The sequence below is a fragment of the Niveispirillum sp. FG148 genome, from assembly GCF_057809655.1.
Genome location: NZ_JBMDKJ010000020.1, coordinates 83,009 through 102,033, shown reverse-complemented (window position 1 = coordinate 102,033; position 19,025 = coordinate 83,009). Strand labels below are relative to the sequence as shown.

Below are 19,025 nucleotides of genomic sequence, written 5' to 3'. Positions count from 1 at the left end.
CCTATTGCGGTGCGATGGTCAGCATGATGCGGTCGATATAATCCCCGGCCAGGGCCGAGGGCTGGGCGGGCAGGGTGATGGCAACCACCTGGGTCACCGTCCGGGGCGCCGGTTCCCGCCGGACCAGGGCCAGCGGCCGGGACAGGGCGACCGGTTCCGCCCTGCCATAGCGGACCATATAGGGAGCCCGCGCCCCGGCGGCACTGACCAGCATGCCGGCATTGGCGGAACTCAGCGTTACCCTGTAGCCCTGGGCCCGGTTACATTTTTCGCCAACGGTGGCAATCGGCTGGTCGACGGAACCGTTCAGCAGGTCCAGTGCCTCATTGGTTTCGGCAATGATCAGATGGCACTGCATCTCCATATTGCCGGTCAGCCGGATCAGCGCTGAGGGCATGGGGTCCTGCATGGCCAAGGGCATCCCGGCGAACAGCGCTGCTGACAGCGCCAGCACTTTCAGCATGTGCCGCCGCCGGCGCTGCCAGGCGATATGGTAGCGATGATGGAGCATGGTCGGCTCCGGACGTTGTTGGCATTGATGCTTTTTCAGCACCCTTGCAGAAGAACAGCAACGCCCGTGCCACATATTCGATTATGCCATGTGCGGTGCTGATGGCAGCATCGCACTGCGGGTCACGCCTTGGGCGTGCGGTGAACGTTCAGCGCACCGGGGCCCTGGGTGGTGGGCATGATCTCCACCCGGTTCACATTGAAATGTGGTGGCAGGGTGGCAGCCCAAGTCACTGTTTCCGCAACATCTTCAGCCGTCAGCGGCACCGTATCGGCATAGACCTTGGCCGCCCGCTCTGCATCGCCCTTGAACCGGACCAGGGAGAAGTCGGTCTGCACCATGCCGGGTTCGACGGAGGTCACCCGCACGCCCGTGCCGATCAGGTCGGCGCGCAGCGCCAGACTGAACTGCGTCACAAAGGCTTTCGACGCACAATAGACGTGGCCGCCGGGATAGGGATAGGTACCGGCGATGGAGCTGAGATTGATGATATGGCCGGCACCCCTTTCCACCATGCCCGGCAAAACCAGCCCGGTGATGATGGCCAGCGCCTTGTCATTGGTGTCGATCATCACTTCCCAATCATCCAGATTGGATTTGTGCGCCGGCTCGGCCCCCAGCGCCAGACCGGCATTGTTGACCAGCAGATCAATGGCCTTGAACTCATCGGGCAGGGCAGCCAGTTCGGCCTCCACCGCCTTGCGGTCGCGCACATCGAACCGCATCAGGTGGACCGGCACCTTCACCTCGTCCAACAAGTCATTGAACTTGCTGAGATCGCGTGCTGTCAGGATCAGTTTGGAGCCCAGTTCGGCGAAACGGCGGGCAAAGGCCTTGCCGAAGGCACCGCTGGCGCCGGTGATCATCACCACTTTCGGGGCGTAAGGCACTTTCGTCATTGGCTTTTTCTCCGTTTCCTGATCCGCTGTCTCAGCTCTGGCGCTCGGTTTTCTTGGCTTCCACCCACAGTTCCTCCATCTCATCCAAGGTGGAGGTTTCGGGCTTCTTTCCCTGCTTTACAAGGGCTTGTTCGACAAAGCGGAACCTTCTGTCGAACTTGAAGTTGGTGCCGCGCAGCGCCGTTTCCGGATCGATATCCAGGCGGCGGGCCAGATTGACCAGGGCGAACAGCAGGTCGCCCAGTTCATCCTGCACGCGGGCCTTCTCCTGGCGTTCGGCCGTCAGCTCTGCCCGCAGTTCGCCGATCTCTTCCTCGATCTTGTCCAGGATCTCTGCGGCGCGGGTCCAGTCGAAGCCCACGCGGGCGGCGCGTTTCTGCAGCTTCACGGCACGGGTCAGGGCCGGCAGGCCCGGCGTGATGCCGTCCAAGGCCGATGGCGGGATGCCACTCGCCTTGGCCTTTTCCGCCCGTTCCCGGGCCTTCAGTTCTTCCCAATGCCGGGTCTGGTCGTCCGCCGTTTCCACCGACACATCGCCGAACACATGCGGGTGGCGGCGGATCATCTTGTCGGCCGTATGGGCGGCGATGGCGTCGAAATCGAACAGGCCGCGCTCCTTGCCCATCTGGGCATAGAACACGGTCTGGAATAGCAGGTCGCCCAACTCGTCCTTCACCGCCATCATGTCGCCGGACTGGATGGCGTCCGCCACCTCATAGGCTTCCTCAATGGTGTGCGGGGCGATGGTGGGGAAATCCTGCTCCAGATCCCAGGGGCAGCCGCCATCGGGGTCCCGCAGCTTCGCCATGATGCCCAGCAGGCGGGTGATATTGTCGGTCATGTGCCCCAGTCCCCGGAAAGCCATCGTCGGTCGCGGCGAAACTTAGCCGAGGGATAGGGATCATGCCAGCGGCGCGACGGGCAGGGCCGGGCAATGCTGCCTTAACGGCGGATGGGGGGATGCCGTCGTCTCGCATTCCGGGCCAGATACCAGAGCGGCAGAAGCAGGCCCAGCATGATCACAAACAGGCCGGCGGCGATACCAAAGCTCAGGGGCAGGGCCGTGATGCTGGTCCCCGCCGCGGTTTTGTTGGCCGTTTGGGCAATCATGACCAGACCCAACGAGAAAAACGCCAGATAAGTGGCGGCGTATTCTGTCCAGGACCGGGGTATCTGTGGACGAAGTGGCAGCGGGAGCGGTTCGCCGAGATGGAACCGCCGTCCAGCCAGGCGGCCGGCATAAGGTATGGATATGTGACAGGCCAGGGTGGCCAGGAAGGCCGCACTCAGAATGGCCGAATCCATCCGCGCGCCGTCAATAACGGTCAAGGCCATGCCCGCGACCACCATCTGGATCAGAATGCTAAGCGCAAAGGCGCACCACAGGGGCAGTGGCAGGGTGTCAATTTGCCGCCAATGAGGCGATAATCGCCAGAGATTCTGCGCCTGCGCGGGTGTGGGCGCGGTGTCGTCGCCGGACCAGAGTTGACCGGCCCCGATGAAATAGCGATTGCCTTCATTGTCCAAAAGCACCGGCATGGATACGCCCATCATCATGCAAAGAACCTTGATGGTAGCAGGCCAATGCATTCCTGCAATCGATAGGTCAATCACAGAATCAGGATGAACGCCTGTTCCCCATCCGCGGTCAGACCATCCGGGGTCCAGCCCTGATAGCGATAGAAGATGTCGGCCCGGCTCCACGGTTCCGTATAAAGCCGGGCGAAAATCCAGTCCGCCGCCCGCAGATCATCCAGGGCCTTGACCATCAGTTGCTTGGCCAGTCCGCGCCCTTCCGCCGCCGGATGCACGAACAGGGCCCAGATGGTGCCATCGCGCGGGTCGGCAGCAGAGAAGCCCCGGATACCACCCGCATCCTCAAACAGCCAGATGTAGCTGACTTCCATGAATTCGGCATAGGCGGACGCAGGCACGCGGTCGGGCCGGGTCAGGCGATTTTCAAGCACCTGAGCACGGATCAGCATCAGGCCGGGTATATCGCCGGCATGGGCGGTGCGAATTGTCACTTGTCTGGCGGCCGCTGACGATTATTGCATCCTGGATATAGCGCCCCATCCATGGCACTGGACAGGACCACATTGCCGCTGATGGCCAGGGCCCTTTCCGTTCGCTCTCTGTTCCGCCATAGTGCCATCATCATGCAAGCCATGCCGATCGACAGTGCCGATGATGACCTGATCCCGCCCGCCATTGCCGGCTGGTTCCGGGCCCAGGGCTGGACGCCACGCCCGCATCAGGTGGGCATGGTGGCGGCGGCGCGTGACGGTCTGCATGCCCTGCTGATCGCACCGACGGGGGCGGGCAAGACCCTGGCCGGCTTCCTGCCCAGCCTGATCGACCTGTCGCAGCGCCCGCGTGAAGGGCTGCATACGCTCTATATCTCGCCCTTGAAGGCGCTGGCCGTGGATATCCATCGCAATCTGGAAGCGCCCATCGCCAGTTTGCGCCTGCCGATCCGGGCGGAGACGCGGACCGGCGACACGCCGGAGGCCAAGCGGGCCCGCCAGCGGTCGAAGCCGCCGCACATCCTGATGACGACGGTGGAGAGCCTGGCGCTGATGCTGTCCTATCCGGAGGCGGCGGAGATTTTCCGCCCCCTGCGCCGCATCGTCATTGATGAATTGCACGCCCTGGCCGGGTCGAAGCGCGGCGACCTGCTGGCCCTGGGGCTGGCGCGGCTGTCGGGTCTGGCGCCACGCGCCCTGCGCGCTGGCCTATCGGCCACGGTGGCGGATGAGGATGCGTTGACCGCCTGGCTGTCGCCAACCGGCCGGCTTTACGATGATGCGGGCGAACTGGCGCCGGTGCGGGTGGTACGTGGCCGGCCCGGCGCACCGCCACAGGTGGAAATCCTGGCGACGAAGCAGAATCTGCCCTGGGCCGGTCACATGGCCCTGCATGCGATGGCAGAGGTGTATGAGCGTATCCGCCAGCACGGTGTCACCCTGGTCTTCGTCAATACCCGCGCCCAGGCCGAACTGGCCTTTCAGGAACTCTGGCGGCTGAATGCCGACAATCTGCCCATTGCCCTGCACCATGGCAGTCTGGCCGTGGAGCAGCGGCGCAAGGTGGAGGCGGCCATGGCCGCCGGCAAGCTGCGCGCTGTCGTTGCCACCTCCTCACTCGATCTGGGTATCGACTGGGCGGAGATCGATCTGGTGGTGCAGGTCGGCGCGCCCAAGGGCGTGTCGCGCCTGTTGCAACGGATCGGCCGCGCCAACCACCGGCTGGACGAGGCGTCGAAGGCGCTGCTGGTGCCCGGCAACCGGTTCGAGGTGCTGGAATGCCAGGCGGCCATCACCGCCATCAAGGCCGGTACCCTGGACGGCGACAAGGCCCGCCCCGGCGCCCTGGACGTGCTGGCCCAGCACATCACGGGCGTCGCCTGTTCGGCCCCGTTCAGCGCCGATGCGCTTTATGCCGAGACGGTGCGGGCCGCACCCTATGCCGACCTGTCGCGTGACGAATTCGATGATGTCTTCGATTTCGTGGCCAATGGCGGCTATGCCCTGGGCGCCTATGACCGGTTCAAGCGGCTGACGCAGGAGGAGGAGACGGGGCTCTGGCGCGTGGCCAGCCCCCTGGTCCAGCGGCAATATCGGCTGAATGTCGGCACCATCGTGGAAGAGGTGATGCTGAATGTCCGCCTTAACCGCGGGGCCGTGCTGGGCAGGGTGGAGGAATATTTCGTCAATGGGCTGGTGGCGGGCGACACCTTCGTCTTTGCCGGCCAGTTGCTGAAATTCATCGGCGTGCGCGACAATGACATCATCGTTGCCAAGGGCGGGGAGGGTACGCCGAAGGTGCCGGCCTATGCCGGCGGGCGGTTGCCTTTGTCGACCCATCTGGCCGACCGGGTACGGGCCCTGCTGGCCGACCCGTCACGCTGGGACCAGTTCCCGGACGCGGTGCAGGAATGGCTGCGCCTGCAGCAATACCGCTCCGTCCTGCCCGACCGGACCGGTCTGCTGGTGGAGACGTTCCCGCGCAATGACAAGGAATATCTGGTCGCTTACTGCTTTGAAGGGCGCAACGCGCACCAGACGCTGGGCATGCTGCTGACAAGGCGGATGGAACGGGCGGGGTTGCACCCGCTGGGCTTTGTCGCCACCGACTATGTGCTGGCCATCTGGTCGCTGAAACCGGCCAGCGACCTTGCCGACCTGTTCGATCAGGACATGCTGGGCGATGATCTGGAGGCGTGGATGGAGGAAAGCTCCATGCTGAAGCGCCTGTTCCGCAACGTCGCCATTATCGCCGGCCTGATCGAACGCCGCCATCCGGGGCTGGAAAAGACGGGCCGGCAGGTGATGTTCAGCGCCGACCTGATCTATGACGTGCTGCGCAAGCACGAGCCCGGTCATGTCCTGCTGCGCGCCACGCGCGCCGATGCGGCGGCGGGCCTGACCGATGTGCGGCGTGTGGCCGACATGCTGGCCCGGGTGAAGGGCCACATCCATCACCGACGGCTGGACCGCATCTCCCCCTTGGCCGTGCCTGTCATCCTGGAAATCGGGCGGGAGCAGGTGCAGGGCAGCGCCATTGATGCCCTGCTGGACGAGGCGGTAAACGAGATACTGGAGGAGGCTGTTCCGGAACTGATGCACCCGACCAACCCGATTGGTCGACAAGGTGTGCTGCTGTAAAATCGCAGAATTGTCCCTGTAGACCCATGGTGAATATTGATATAATGGGCGAAGCAAGGCCCTGAATTGGTGTAAGATCATGTCGATAATACATGTGAAGCGTAGCCTGGATATCGATGTTAGTTCGGTAATAATTTATGAATGTTTGATTGACTATGAAAATCATCATAACCGATTCCTGCCGCCATCCTTCGTTGATTACAAGGTGGAACAGGGCGGATACGGAGATGGTACAGTCGTTTCGTTTGCCATGAAGATGGCGGGCCGTCGCCAGCCCTTGCGGGTCCGGATCGAGGAGGAAGTGCCCGGCCGGGTTTTTCGCGAAATCTCGCTGACCAGCGCGCTGGTGACGGTGTTCACGGTTACGCCGCGGGACAATGGCTGCACCGTAACCTTCGATAGTTCCTGGCGATCCGGCAAGGGGTTGGCTGGCCTGCTGGAACGCTGGCTCGCCCCCGGCCATGTCGGGCGCCTGTTCGAGGATGAATTGGCCCGTCTGGCCGCCTATGGCGCGGCGCGTGCCGCGGCAGCGTAAAAAAAAGAAGCCGGATTCCCTTGTCGGGAACCCGGCTTTCACGAGGACTGCCTTTGGGGCAGGGAAACCGGGGCGGGAGGGAATCGCCCCGGTAGAGATAGCTCTTGATGGATCAGGCCAGCACGCTGTCGGCGCTGACGATCGTGCCCAGGTGCGCGATGCCGGGATAGGTCAGTTCGCCCTTGCAGACATTCAGGCCGTTGCGCAGATGCACGTCGTCCTTCAGCGCCTGCACCCAGCCCTTGTCAGCCAACGCCAGCACGAACGGCGCCGTGGCATTGTTCAAGGCGAAGGTGGAGGTACGGGCGACGGCGCCGGGCATGTTGGCGACGCAGTAATGGATGACGCCATCGACGACATAGGTCGGGTCGGCATGGGTGGTGGCGTGGCTGGTTTCAAAGCAGCCACCCTGATCGATGGCAACGTCGACCAGAACCGCACCCTTCTTCATGCGGCCGACCAGCTCACGGCTGACCACCTTCGGCGCCTCGGCACCGGGCACCAGCACGGCGCCGATGACCAGATCGGCTTCCAGCACGGCCTGCTCGATGGTCTCGACATTGGCATAGACGGTGTTCAGGCGACGACCGAACTGCTGGTCCAGCTGACGCAGCCGGTCCAGCGACTTGTCCAGGACGGTGACATGGGCTTCCAGGCCCATGGCCATGCGGGCGGCATTGGTGCCGACCACGCCGCCGCCGATGATGGCGACCTTGGCGGGGGGGGTGCCGGGCACGCCGCCCAGCAGGATGCCGATGCCGCCATAGGACTTTTCCAGGCAGTGGGCGCCGGCCTGGATGGACATGCGCCCGGCCACTTCCGACATCGGCGCCAGCAGGGGCAGGCCGCCATTGCGGTCGGTAACAGTTTCATAGGCGATGCAGATGGCGCCCGATTCCTGCAACAGCTTGGTCTGCTCCGGATCGGGGGCCAGATGCAGATAGGTGAACAGGACCTGGCCGGGGCGCAGCATCTTGCATTCGCCCGGCTGCGGCTCCTTCACCTTCACGATCATGTCGGCGCGGGCGAAGATTTCCTCGGCCGTGTCCACCATGGTGGCGCCGGCGGCGACATACAGATCGTCGGAGAGGCCGATGGCGGTGCCGGCGTTCTTCTGGACGATCACCTGATGGCCGTGGACCACCAGCTGACGCACGTTGCCGGGGATCAGGCCGACGCGATACTCGTGATTCTTGATCTCTTTCGGAACGCCGATGAGCATGTTTTTTCTCCCTGTTCGGATGTGGGGAGAGAATACGCCCGAAGGCCGGTGAATGTCCTTGCAAAGACCGGGTCCGGCATGGCCCTATTTCGACGCTTCGTGCATGAAACCGGCCTTTGATGGTGGAAAATGCGGCCAGCCGACCTTGATGCCATTGATCGTAAGATTCTGACCCAGGTGCAGGCGGACGGAAGGATCAGCGTCGCCGACCTGGCGGACCATGTCGGCCTGTCGCCCTCGGCCTGCCATCGCCGCCTGAAAAGGCTGGAGGATGAAGGGGTGATCGAGGGCTATGTGGCGCTGGTCAGCCCGGCGGCGCTGGGCCGCGGCACCTCAGTCTTTGTGCAGATCACGCTGGACCGGCAGCAGGACCAGGACCTGCGCGCGTTCGAGGCCAAGGTGATGGAATGCCCGGAGGTGATGGAATGCTATCTGATGGCCGGGGACGCCGATTTCATGCTGCGCGTCGTGGTCGCCGATGGCAGCGATTATGAAAGGCTGCATACCCAGACCCTGACCCGTCTGCCCGGCGTGGCGCGGGTACGGTCCAGCTTCACCCTGCGCACGGTGGCCAAACGCACCACCGTGCCGATGCGGTAAGGGTATCGCCGTCCCCGTCGGTCGGGGAGCAGAGGGAAGAGTTCAGTCGTCGCGCGTGGGGAAGATGCCGTTGACGCAGATGAAGGCATTCAGCGTCTGGAACGGCGGTGGCGGCAGGGGGGCCTGGATGGGTTGCGGGGTTTGAACATGGGCGACAGTGCTGCCGGTCTGCGTCGTGGTTTCCACCGCCACGGTGCTGCTGGCGGGGGGGACGGTGAGGGACGTGGAACCGCCATTGGCCCCGACCTGGGAAGCCGGAAGGCGACCGGCGACGGGTGGGACATTGACGCCCACCGGCACGCGGCCCCGCAGGTCCGGCAGGGCGAAGTTTACGTGGCCGTCACCGCCGTAATAGGTACCGATGACAGCATAGAGCGCCGGATATTGCTGGATCGTCAGCAATCGCCCGTCACAGGGCATCCAGTCTCTGATCGGATATGTGAATGCGAAGAAACAGACCTGACCGATATAGGCGTCCATTGAGCTCTCCAAAATGGAGTTAAAACCAGATGGAAAATCCACTGGTGAGGATGTTGATAATATGCCCCGGCATGGAGTGACAAGTTAACTGTTTGTTATTTATGGCTATATCGAAAGGATGGGAACAGGATGCAGATTCGCGTTGGCTGTGGCGCCTTCATTACCGATGACGAAGACCGATTGCTGTTGGTCAAACGCCGCCGCAATCCGGAGGCTGATCATTGGGGCCTGCCGGGTGGTAAGGTGGAATTCCTGGAACGGGTCGCGGACACTGTGGTTCGGGAAATCCGCGAGGAACTGGGTGTGGTGATCGAACTGACGGGCCTGCTCTGTGTGGTCGATCAGATCGACCCCACCGGCCCCAGCCATTGGGTCAACCCGGTCCACCGCGCCCGCATCGTGGAAGGCGTGCCGCAGGTGATGGAGCCTGACGCGATGGCGGATTGGGGATGGTTCAGCCTGGACGCGCTGCCGCAACCCCTGACCGTGTCGACAAGGACAGCGGTTGCGGCAATCCAGGGCCGATAACGGCCAGACCGTTCAATCGGAAGTCGGGAAAGTCCCGACCGTCTGGATGATCGGGGTCAGCCCCTTGGGCGTGCAAGCACTGCCGATCAGGTTGGGCAGGCCGAAGGTGCTGGTACCATCACCGCCGAACCGGGTTCCCAGCACCGGCAACAAGAACTGATAGTCCGACATCTTGAGAAGGGCGCCGTTACAGGTCAGCCAACCGTTCGGCGGCGTGCTGAAACCGGTGTAAATGACCTGACCGCAGAAGGTTGAGAACTCTGTTTCGTCCGCTGCCGAATTGGATGGAAACAAGCCGGCGGCATTGATCAGCGGTGTCACACCGGCTGGTGTCGTCGGGTCGGTCACAAGATCAGGCAAGCCGAATGTCGTTTGACCATCCCCACCAAAAGCGGTGTCCAGGACCTGGAACAGGGCCGTGAACCTTGCAATCGTCACGACGGACCCATCGCAAATCAGCCAGTCGTTGGGCGTTTCCGTGAAAGCGACGTAAGCGATCTGCCCCGTATAGGCAATCACCGTCTCTTCCATGTTCGACGTTTCCTGGGAACTGGGCACAGTGCCATCCAGGCAGATGCAGGGCTGAAAGTTGGCGGGTGTGCCCGTTGCATTCAGCAGACTGGGCAAGCCAAAGGTCCCGTCGGCCCCACGGCCAAAACGGTCGCCCAGCAATTTGGCCGCCGAGGGGTAATCGGACGATTTCAACACCTGCCCATCACAAAGGGCCCAACCCTCCGGGATGGTGTTAAAGGGGAAATACTCGATCTGTCCGCAGAAGTACGGTACCGGATTGGTGGTCATCTTCTATCCTGCCGCGCTGAACAAGCATGGTGCAGGATACTCACATAAATTTCCGAACGGAAACTCATTAATATATTAATTTTAATGGGAAATACTGGTATTTTGGATGACGGAATTTCTGTCCGCCCGATGTTCGCGCCGGGTGATCGCGGCGACAGGCCGATCAACCCGCCGCTGCATCCTTCTTCTTCGCCCCGATCCTGGGTTCGGTTCCCTTCAGCAGCCGCCCGATATTGTCCTTATGACGGATATAAACCAGGGCGGCGATGAACAGGCACAGGCCCGCGACTTCGGGACCGGCCAGGAACCAGGCGACAACCGGGCTGGCGCCGATGGCGATCAGTGCCGACAGCGACGAGATGCGGAACAAAGCCGCCGCCAGCAGCCAGGTGCCGCAGGCTGCCAGCCCCACGGGCCAGGAAATGGCCAGCAGCACGCCCAGCGAGGTGGCGACCCCCTTGCCGCCCTTGAAGCCCAGCCAGACGGGGAAGCTGTGGCCCAGCATGGACCCGGCGGCGGCGGCAATGGCGGCTTCCGGTCCCACCATGTACAACGCGATCAGGGTGGCAATGGCGCCCTTGCCGCTGTCCAGCAGCAGGGTGGCCAGCGCCAGCGGCTTGTTGCCCGTGCGCAGGACATTGGTGGCGCCGATATTGCCGCTGCCGATCTTGCGGATATCGCCATAACCGGCCAGCCGGGTCAGGACGAGCCCGAAGGGAATGGAGCCCAACAGATAGCCCCCGATCAGGGACAGGATCAGCGGCAGCGGGGAAAGATCGGCCATGGTCTTGCTTCTTGGTTATTCAGGGTCGGTCGGTCACGCGTTGCGGCTGAACACCGTGCGCCCATCCACGATGGTGCGCAAGACCATGCCCTGCACCGGGCGGCGGTCAAAGCAGCTGTTTTTCGACTTGGATGCCAGTTTCTCGGCCTCTACGCGCCAGGGCCGGTCCAGGTCGAACAGCACCAGATCGGCCTTGCCGCCCACGGTCAGGCGACCCAGACCCTTCAACCCCAGGATACTGGCGGGGACAGAGGTCAGGGCGGCCAGCGCGCGCGTCAGGGGCAGGGCGCCCTTATGCACCAGTTCCAGAGTCAGCGGCAGCAGCGTTTCCAGACCCACGGCGCCAAAGGCAGCCTGGGCAAAGGGCACACGCTTGCTGTCCTGGTCATGCGGCTGGTGGTCCGACGCGATGGCATCGATGGTGCCGTCGGCCAGCCCTTCAATGATGGCGCGGCGGTCCATCTCTCCGCGCAACGGCGGCGACAGCTTGAAGAAGGTGCGGTAATCGCCGACATCCACTTCCGTCAGCGCAAAATAGGGCGGGGCGGTGTCACAGGTCACCTTCAGCCCGCGCTGCTTGGCGCGGCGGATGACGGCCACAGACTCGGCCGTGGAGATGTTGGCGGCGTGATAGCGGCCGCCCGTCATCTCCACCAGACGCAGGTCGCGCTCCAGCATGATGACCTCGGCCATGGGCGGGATGCCGGCCAGGCCCAGGCGCGTGGCGATCTCGCCCGCGTTCATGACGCCACCGGCCAGCCGCGGCTCGCTGGGATGCTGGAAGATGGTCTGGCCGAATCCGCCGGCATAGGCCAGGGCGCGACGCATCAGGGCCGGGTCGGCGATGGGACCGCCATCGGTGAAGCCCACGGCGCCAGCTTCCGACAGCAGGCCGATCTCCGCGATTTCCTTGCCCGCATTCTCCCGCGTTACCGCCCCATAGGCGAAGATCTTGACCAGCTTGGTCTCCCGCGCGCGCCTGGCGATGAACTCGATCCCCGCCACATCGTCGATCACCGGGTCGGTGTTGGGCAGTGCGGCCAGGGCGGTGATACCACCGGCAGCCGCACTGCGGCTGGCGGTCTGGATCGTTTCATTATGTTCCAGCCCCGGCTCGCCCACCTGGGCGCGCAGATCGACCAGGCCGGGGGCCAGGATCAGGCCCGTGGCGTCCACGGTTTCCGTTCCGTCCGGCACACCGTTGGCCGTGGCGTTGGGCCCCAGGGCGGCGATCTCCTCTCCCACCGTCAGCAGGTCCCCGACGACATCCAGGCCGATGGCCGGGTCGATCAGGCGGGCGTTGCGGTAAAGGACGGGCTGGGTCATGGCGCTGCGTCTCCGTGGCTGCACGGGGGGTATTTAGCAGAGCCGGGCCGTCGGCGGATTGCTGTTTTCGCGGGCGCAGGTTGAAAAAGCAGCCACCATCCTTTCGGTGGCTGTCGACGGTCGCTGGCCATCTGCTACGTTGAAGGCAATGGGACGGGATTTTCAGCAGGGTGGGAGCATGTGTGTTCTGTGCGGTCGGCCGGAAGACAGCCATCAGGACGTTACGACGGCGGAGCTGGCGACGGCCGCCACAGGCATCACCGGGGGCAAGACCGTCATCTCCGATGACGCGCTGGTGACGCGCCTGCAGGACCCTGATGGGGCCTGGGCGCCGGATGACATCATCGGTTACAGCTTCCTGACCTCCCGGCCTGCCGGCTCCACCGGTTCCGACTATACGGGATTCAATGCCCTGACCAGCAGCCAGAAGGAGACGGTGCGCCTGGCCCTGTCGCTCTGGGCCGACGTCGCCGTCCTGAACTTCGTGGAGAACGCCTCCTCTTCCGTGCGGCAGGGACAGATCACCTTTGCCAATTCCAGTTCAATCGCCGACGGGGTCTGGGGCTTCGCTTACACATCGGGCCAGACCCGACCACTCTGGATCAATTTCGATGGCAGCAAGGATACGTGGAGCGGCAATGTCGCCGGCAGCTACGACCTGATGGCCCTCCTGCATGAGATCGGGCATACGCTGGGACTGGTCCATCCCAGTGATTACAATGCCTCCGACAATGGCGACGAGATCACCTACGCCACCAATGCGGAGTTCTATCAGGACAGTTACCAGTACACGATCATGTCCTATTTCTCCGCCACCAATACCGGTGCCAATTATGGGCGTAAATATGCCTCCACGCCCATGATCTATGATCTGCTGGCGGTGCAGGATTACTATGGCCGAAACTATGACACCCGGTCGGGTGATACGGTCTATGGCTTCAACAGCACGGCCAATCGCAGCGTGTTCGATTTCACCGTGAACGGGCAACCGATCCTGACCATCTGGGATGGCGGCGGGCATAACAAGCTGGACCTGTCCGGATTTTCCACCACGGCCAATGTGGATCTTCGGCCCGGGTCCTATTCCGATGCCGGCGGTCTGACCCGCAATCTGGCCATCGCCTATGCCAGCTTCATCAGTGATGTCGTCACGGGTTCGGGCACGGACGCGGTGCGTGACAATGCGCTGGCCAACCGCATCGTGACCGGCGCCGGCGATGACGTCATCACCCTATACAGTGGGGGAAATGACACGGTCGATGGCGGGGCCGGCACCGATACGGTGCAGCTTCTGGGTTCGTCCAGCGACTATCGCGCCATCACCAACAGCGACGGGACGCTGACCCTGAAGGGGCCGACGGGCAGCCTGCTGGTCGGCAATGTGGAGAATTTCCAGTTCAAGGGCAGCGTCACCCTGACCCGGGATCAGGTCGCGGCCCTGGATTTCAACGGGCTGGAATATCTCGCTTCCAACCCAGACCTGATCCGGGCCTTTGGCTATGATACCGCGGCGGCCAAAAGCCATTGGCTGAGCTTCGGCGTCAACGAAGGGCGCAGCCTGGACAGCTTCGATCCGCTGCAATATCTGGCCAACAACAAGGATCTGATCGCCGCCTTCGGTCTGGATACCGCGGCCGCCACCCAGCACTATGTCAGCTATGGCTACAAGGAAGGCCGCGTCGCCACCGGGTTCGACGCCCTGGCCTATATTGCCAGCGATGCCAGCCGGATCGACACGATCGGGTACAGCGTCGTGGGTGGGGAGATTGACTATATCCTGAACGGGGCCGCCAAGGGGGCGACCATCAGTTTCTCAGGCCTGTCCTATATCGCCTCCTACGCCGACCTGCGGGCCGTCTTTGGCCTGAACGCGGCGGCCGGTGTCGACCATTATCTGAGCTATGGCTACAAGGAATACCGGACGGTCCTGTTCGACCCGTTGGAATATCTGGCGTCCAATGCCGATCTGATCCGCGTCTTCGGTACCGATACCAACGCCGCCTATGTTCATTATTTCAATTTCGGCGCGGGGGAGGGGCGAAGCATCGACCTGTTCAATGCCTATGATTATGCCGGGTCCAACCCGGATCTGGTGAAGGTCTATGGCTATGACACGGTCGCATTGACGCGCCACTATCTGACCAGCGGTTTCCTGGAAGGACGCAGTGTCGGGAAGTTCGACGTGGTCGCCTATGCCATGGCGAACAATATCACCGGTGACAGTTGGCAGGAGCGGGCGACCAAGGCTTATCTGGCCGCCACCAATGCCAATGGCACACCTTTCGGCACGGACCAGACCAGCCACACCATCAGCGCTGGCGTGGCCGTGACGGGGGATTTCGCCAGCGTCAATGACGATGACTGGTTCATTTTCCACGGCACCGCCTACACGACCTATACCGTGAAGCTGGAATTCCTGAACCAGTCCAGTTCCAGCGTGCAGCTGGCGGAACTGCTGATGCGTGGCCACGACAATGTCATCGTCATTGATGAATATGGCCGTTACTCATCCATCTCGGTGGAGTTCTTCACCCAGGAGCCGGAGGATATCTATCTGGAGCTGCGTGCGCTCAGTTCCCTGGCCAAGAACTACCGCGTCACCATCACCGCGGGCACCAGCACCAGCAGCAGCGCCATGGTGTCGGAGGCCGCGGCCGCAACCGACACGATGTCCGGAGACGACAACGGCCTGAACCTCCTGGCTCAGGCCGTGACGGTGGATGATTACTGGCTTTACGCCCGCTGAACCCGGAAGGGGATCAGTCTTCCAGCATGTTGGCCAGCTTCATGGCCACACCCATATTGCCGCTGACCTTCAGCTTGCCGGTCATGAAGGCCAGGGTGGGGGCCAGCTTGCCTTCTGCCAGCTTGATCAGGTTTTCGGCAGAGATGGTCAGCGTCGTGTCCGGCGCCGACCCTTCACGGGATACGACCGGCGGGGTGCTGCGACCATCAATGAACAGCGCGTCGCCGCCGCCAAAATCGAACTTCACCAGGGCGCCCAGGCCCATGAAATTCATGGCACGGGCCTTCATCTGCGCTTCGATCTGATCGACGGTCATGGCACTCCCCAAGGCTCCGGTCACAATTGTGACGTTTATGTGTGACGTTTACGTAATGGGAATATAGCGTCTCGCAGGGGGGATGGCAAGAAAAAGGCCGGTGGCACTGCCGCCTGTGCCACCGGTCCATTGTTGGGTGCAGTGAAAGGTTCAGCGCGCGGCGACGGCGACGGCCACACCGGCCATCACGCCACCCGTGGCCCTGTTGACGGCGCGCATCCGTTCCGGTGTGTTCAGGAACCGTCGGGCCTGGTTGGCCACCATGGCATAGGCGGTCATGATGCCCGACAGGACAACGATCATGACAGCGCAGAGTTCCGCGATCGACAGCGGTGTGACATCGCGCAGGGCAATGACCTGGGGCAGGATGGCCAGGAAGAAGACCATGGTCTTCGGATTGCCCAGCGTCAGGGCTAGGCCGGCCATGGTCAGGCGCAGGCCCTCACCCTTCACCTGCGGCTGTTCGCCGGCCGGTTTGGCGGGTGCCCGCCACAGCTTCCAGGCCATGAACAGCAGATAGGCGGCACCGGCATATTTGATGACGGTGAACAGAATCTGGAAGCTTTGCGCCAGGACGGCCAGCCCGCCAACCACCAGCGCAAACCAGGTCAGGTCGCCGATGACGATACCAGCGATAAAGGGCAGGGTGCGGCGGGTGCCGGTGGCCATGGCGCGGGCGACAACGGCGGCTACGCCCGGCCCCGGGGAAGCGACAGCCACAGCGTAGATACCGGCGAAGATCAACAATGCGGTCAGTTCCATGATCGGGGCACCTTGCAGCCGAAAAGAGATGCATCCTACCACGGATGCATCTGGGACCGCGATACCGATCAGAAGCGCAATGTGAAGACCGATCCGCCGTCCGGGTCGGGTGACAGGTTGATGCTGCCGCCATGGGCCAGCATGATCTGGCGCGCCAGCGACAGGCCCACACCCGATCCGTCGCGCTTGGTGGTGTAGAAGGGGATGAATATCTTTTCCGCCACGTCGGCGGGGATGCCGGGGCCATTGTCGGCGACGCTGACCACGACATGGCCGCCTTCGTCGAGATGGGCCGTCAGGCGGATGCGCCGGCCCTGGGCGCGTGGTTCTGCATCCCGCATGGCTTCCACGGCATTTTTCAGCAGATTGATCAGCACCTGTTCGACCATGTCGCCGTCTGCCACCAGTTCCAACTGCGGTGGCAGCACCAGCACTTCCAGCGAGACGCCATGGCTTTCCGCTGCCGGTGCCATCAGCCGCTGCAGGCGCTCCGTGATCTCCTTGACCTTGATGCGGGACAATTGCGGTTTGGGCACGGACGTGAACTGGCGGTACCGTTCCACGAAGCGCAGCAGGCTGTTGGACCGGCGGGCCACGGTATCAATGGCCATCTCGGCATCCTGCATCTCCTCCACCAGATCAGGCTGGGCGTTGATCTTTTCCTTCAGGTCGGCCAGCACGCCCTGTGCAGTACGGGTCAGCGATGCGATGGGGGTCAGGGAATTCATCATCTCGTGCGTCAGCACGCGCACCAGATCCTGCCAGGCGCGCACCTCTGTTGCCTCCAGATCGCCGGCGATGTTCTGCAAGGACAGAAGCAGGCGCGACTCACCGCCCAGGATCAGTTTTGTGGCCGTCACGGTCAATTGCTGCGGCCCCACCGCACTGCCACCGGCCACGCGGATCAGGCTGCGCGTGCCCGGCGACAGGGTTCGCAGAACATCGGCCAGCAATTGACCGTCGGCGGTGCGGCGGCTCAGTTCCTCTGGTCCCAGCAGACGATGGGCGAAATTGTTCAGCAGCGTGACGCGGCCATCTTCGAACACCGCCGCCAGCCCGACGGGGACATGGTTCAGCATGGCGTTCAGGTAGTCCGCCTGCTTTTCGGAGTTGGCACGGCTGTCGCGGAACTTGTCCATCACCTGGGTGATGGACTGCCCCAGTTCGTCGAAGGCCGCCCCTTGCGTTCCCTGCCGGAAGGTCTGGCTGAAATCGGAATGGGCAATGGCGCCCAGGAAACGCGCTACCTCGCGGTTGGTCTTGGTGACGGTGCGCAGCAGGCCCCCCACCTGCATCAGGATGGCCAGACCGACCAGGAAGCTGGTGGCACGGTAGCTGGTGGCAACCAGCATGATGCCCAGAAGCATGGAGGAAAGCGCCAGCAGTGCCACGCGCAGCGTGACGTTCAGTTCAAACCGCTTATAGCCCATGCTTTTCCATCCGCCGGTAAAGCGAGGCGCGGGTAATTCCCAGGTCCTGGGCCGCGTGGCTGATATTGCCCTGGTGCTTGGACAGGGCCTTGCGGATGGCTTCCCGTTCCACGGCCTCCAGGTCCAATGTGTCCAGAACCAGCGCGCCATCAGACGCCGCCGGCATCGGTGCGGGTGCCGCCGGTGCCGCTTGCCCGGTGGTGGAGGGCAACGAGAAATCGTCGGCTTCCAGCATATCGCCTGCCGACAGGATCATGGCGCGTTCCACGGCATGCCGCAGCGCGCGGACATTGCCGGGCCAGCGATAGGCCATCAGGCGGGGCAGGGCGGCGGGCGCCACCTTCTTGGCCGGCATATTATATTTGCGGGCATAGATGGCGACGAAATGCTCGATCAGCGCTGGAATATCGTCGGCCCGGTCGCGCAGCGGCGGCAGGTGCAGTTCCACCGTGTTGATGCGATAGAGAAGGTCCTGGCGGAACACATCTTCCCGCCCCAACTGGGCCAGCGGCATGTTGGTGGCGCTGACCAGACGGACATCAATGGGGATGGGCTTGGTCCCGCCCACGGGGATGACGACGCGCTGTTCCAGCACCGACAGCAGCTTGGATTGCAGATAAAGCGGCAGATTGCCGATTTCATCCAGGAACAGGGTACCGCCATTGGCCGCGACCAGCCGGCCGACCCGATCTTCCTTGGCGTCGGTAAACGCGCCCTTCTTGTGGCCAAACAGCTCACTTTCGAACAGGCTTTCGGCGACGGAGCCCAGATCGACGGAGACGAAGACCTGATCGCGGCGCTTAGACCGACGATGGATTTCCCGCGCAATCACCTCCTTGCCCGTGCCGTTCTCCCCCAGGATCAGGACATTGGCTTCCGTCGGGGCCGCCCGGTCCAGCAGGGAGAAGATGCGCGCCATGGAAGGCGACGACCCGATGATGATGCCCGGCGTACCATCCAGCGCCACCGACGCCAGTTCCCGCGTCGTCGCCGTGGCCTGCTGCGCCTCTCGCTTGGACGCGGTCAGTTTCAAGGCGGAGGAAAGCGTGGCCAGCAGCCGTTCATTCTGCCAGGGCTTCAGCACGAAATCGGCCGCGCCTTGCTTCATGGCCTCCACCGCCGTGCCGACATCGCCATAGGCCGTGATCAGCACCACCGACAGGGACGGATCAATCTCCACGATCCGCTTCAGCCACTGGAAACCCTCGCGCCCGGTATTCGCCCCGATGGCGAAATTCATGTCCAGCAGCACCGCGTCGAACACACCATCCTTCAGCAATTGCGGAATGCGGTCGGGGCGCGGTTCGGTGTGGCACAGGATGCCTTCGCGTTTCAGCATCAGGCGGGCGGCGACGAGGATATCCTCGTCATCATCCACGATCAGAACCCGCGGCTGCGTACCCATAAGCCCGTCCTTG

At 63.0% G+C, this 19,025-nt stretch carries 19 protein-coding genes; 5 read left to right on the top strand and 14 right to left on the bottom strand.

The genetic code is table 11. From position 1 onward, the window contains the following. Position 1 precedes the first annotated feature (1 nt). The 5 genes from ACODTW_RS19415 to ACODTW_RS19395 form a co-directional block, all read right to left on the bottom strand. On the bottom strand, positions 2 to 511 hold the full coding sequence (locus tag ACODTW_RS19415) for a hypothetical protein (protein ID WP_488947719.1): 510 nt from the start codon (positions 509 to 511) through the stop codon (positions 2 to 4). Positions 512 to 633: 122 nt separating this feature from the next. Continuing rightward, positions 634 to 1,410, bottom strand: a complete 777-nt coding sequence (locus ACODTW_RS19410; RefSeq protein ID WP_488947718.1) for an SDR family NAD(P)-dependent oxidoreductase — start codon at positions 1,408 to 1,410, stop codon at positions 634 to 636. A 31-nt stretch (positions 1,411 to 1,441) separates the two neighbouring features. Further along, on the bottom strand, positions 1,442 to 2,251 hold the full coding sequence (mazG, locus tag ACODTW_RS19405; RefSeq protein ID WP_488947717.1) for a nucleoside triphosphate pyrophosphohydrolase: 810 nt from the start codon (positions 2,249 to 2,251) through the stop codon (positions 1,442 to 1,444). 101 nt (positions 2,252 to 2,352) lie between these two features. Beyond that, the gene (locus tag ACODTW_RS19400; protein WP_488947716.1) at positions 2,353 to 2,967 is read right to left on the bottom strand and encodes a hypothetical protein; all 615 of its coding nucleotides are present in this window, start codon (positions 2,965 to 2,967) and stop codon (positions 2,353 to 2,355) included. A gap of 53 nt (positions 2,968 to 3,020) precedes the next feature. Beyond that, complete coding sequence (locus ACODTW_RS19395) at positions 3,021 to 3,437, bottom strand: GNAT family N-acetyltransferase (protein WP_488947715.1); 417 nt, start codon at positions 3,435 to 3,437, stop codon at positions 3,021 to 3,023. A gap of 51 nt (positions 3,438 to 3,488) precedes the next feature. On the opposite strand from ACODTW_RS19395, the gene ACODTW_RS19390 reads away from it, so the two are divergent. Both ACODTW_RS19390 and ACODTW_RS19385 read left to right on the top strand, forming a co-directional pair. Beyond that, positions 3,489 to 6,077 carry a ligase-associated DNA damage response DEXH box helicase gene (locus ACODTW_RS19390; protein WP_488947714.1) on the top strand — a complete coding sequence of 863 codons (2,589 nt, stop codon included), beginning with the start codon at positions 3,489 to 3,491 and terminating at the stop codon, positions 6,075 to 6,077. Positions 6,078 to 6,156: 79 nt separating this feature from the next. Further along, complete coding sequence (locus ACODTW_RS19385; protein WP_488947713.1) at positions 6,157 to 6,612, top strand: SRPBCC family protein; 456 nt, start codon at positions 6,157 to 6,159, stop codon at positions 6,610 to 6,612. A gap of 112 nt (positions 6,613 to 6,724) precedes the next feature. Here the strand turns inward: ACODTW_RS19385 and ald are convergent, their stop codons facing one another. Then, the gene (ald, locus tag ACODTW_RS19380) at positions 6,725 to 7,834 is read right to left on the bottom strand and encodes an alanine dehydrogenase (RefSeq protein WP_488947712.1); all 1,110 of its coding nucleotides are present in this window, start codon (positions 7,832 to 7,834) and stop codon (positions 6,725 to 6,727) included. Between the two features lie 129 nt (positions 7,835 to 7,963). Here ald and ACODTW_RS19375 point away from each other — a divergent pair, with 129 nt between their 5' ends. Beyond that, on the top strand, positions 7,964 to 8,434 hold the full coding sequence (locus ACODTW_RS19375; protein WP_416572023.1) for an Lrp/AsnC family transcriptional regulator: 471 nt from the start codon (positions 7,964 to 7,966) through the stop codon (positions 8,432 to 8,434). A 42-nt stretch (positions 8,435 to 8,476) separates the two neighbouring features. On the opposite strand, the gene ACODTW_RS19370 is transcribed toward ACODTW_RS19375, so the two are convergent. Continuing rightward, a complete protein-coding gene (locus tag ACODTW_RS19370) occupies positions 8,477 to 8,914 on the bottom strand; it encodes a phage tail protein (RefSeq protein ID WP_488947711.1) in 438 nt (145 codons plus the stop codon). A gap of 129 nt (positions 8,915 to 9,043) precedes the next feature. Here ACODTW_RS19370 and ACODTW_RS19365 point away from each other — a divergent pair, with 129 nt between their 5' ends. Then, positions 9,044 to 9,442 (top strand): NUDIX hydrolase, encoded by a 399-nt coding sequence (locus ACODTW_RS19365; protein ID WP_488947710.1) that lies wholly within the window; start codon positions 9,044 to 9,046, stop codon positions 9,440 to 9,442. A gap of 12 nt (positions 9,443 to 9,454) precedes the next feature. Here the strand turns inward: ACODTW_RS19365 and ACODTW_RS19360 are convergent, their stop codons facing one another. The 3 genes from ACODTW_RS19360 to pyrC all read right to left on the bottom strand — a co-directional run bounded on the left by ACODTW_RS19360 (position 9,455) and on the right by pyrC (position 12,353). Continuing rightward, on the bottom strand, positions 9,455 to 10,243 hold the full coding sequence (locus ACODTW_RS19360) for a phage tail protein (protein WP_488947709.1): 789 nt from the start codon (positions 10,241 to 10,243) through the stop codon (positions 9,455 to 9,457). A 163-nt stretch (positions 10,244 to 10,406) separates the two neighbouring features. Further along, the gene (gene plsY, locus ACODTW_RS19355; RefSeq protein ID WP_488947708.1) at positions 10,407 to 11,027 is read right to left on the bottom strand and encodes a glycerol-3-phosphate 1-O-acyltransferase PlsY; all 621 of its coding nucleotides are present in this window, start codon (positions 11,025 to 11,027) and stop codon (positions 10,407 to 10,409) included. A gap of 33 nt (positions 11,028 to 11,060) precedes the next feature. Next, positions 11,061 to 12,353: a dihydroorotase gene (gene pyrC, locus ACODTW_RS19350; RefSeq protein ID WP_488947707.1), complete on the bottom strand. Its 1,293-nt coding sequence runs from the start codon at positions 12,351 to 12,353 to the stop codon at positions 11,061 to 11,063. 178 nt (positions 12,354 to 12,531) lie between these two features. Here pyrC and ACODTW_RS19345 point away from each other — a divergent pair, with 178 nt between their 5' ends. Next, positions 12,532 to 15,099, top strand: a complete 2,568-nt coding sequence (locus ACODTW_RS19345) for a M10 family metallopeptidase C-terminal domain-containing protein (protein ID WP_488947706.1) — start codon at positions 12,532 to 12,534, stop codon at positions 15,097 to 15,099. A 13-nt stretch (positions 15,100 to 15,112) separates the two neighbouring features. Here the strand turns inward: ACODTW_RS19345 and ACODTW_RS19340 are convergent, their stop codons facing one another. From ACODTW_RS19340 to ACODTW_RS19325, 4 genes are all read right to left on the bottom strand, one after another. Beyond that, positions 15,113 to 15,415 carry an SCP2 sterol-binding domain-containing protein gene (locus tag ACODTW_RS19340; protein ID WP_488947705.1) on the bottom strand — a complete coding sequence of 101 codons (303 nt, stop codon included), beginning with the start codon at positions 15,413 to 15,415 and terminating at the stop codon, positions 15,113 to 15,115. Positions 15,416 to 15,565: 150 nt separating this feature from the next. Continuing rightward, positions 15,566 to 16,177, bottom strand: a complete 612-nt coding sequence (locus tag ACODTW_RS19335) for a LysE family translocator (RefSeq protein ID WP_488947704.1) — start codon at positions 16,175 to 16,177, stop codon at positions 15,566 to 15,568. A 68-nt stretch (positions 16,178 to 16,245) separates the two neighbouring features. Beyond that, positions 16,246 to 17,607 (bottom strand): sensor histidine kinase, encoded by a 1,362-nt coding sequence (locus ACODTW_RS19330; protein WP_488947703.1) that lies wholly within the window; start codon positions 17,605 to 17,607, stop codon positions 16,246 to 16,248. Next, positions 17,597 to 19,012 carry a sigma-54-dependent transcriptional regulator gene (locus ACODTW_RS19325; RefSeq protein ID WP_488947702.1) on the bottom strand — a complete coding sequence of 472 codons (1,416 nt, stop codon included), beginning with the start codon at positions 19,010 to 19,012 and terminating at the stop codon, positions 17,597 to 17,599. The genes ACODTW_RS19330 and ACODTW_RS19325 overlap by 11 nt, the downstream gene beginning before the upstream one ends. Positions 19,013 to 19,025 lie beyond the last annotated feature (13 nt).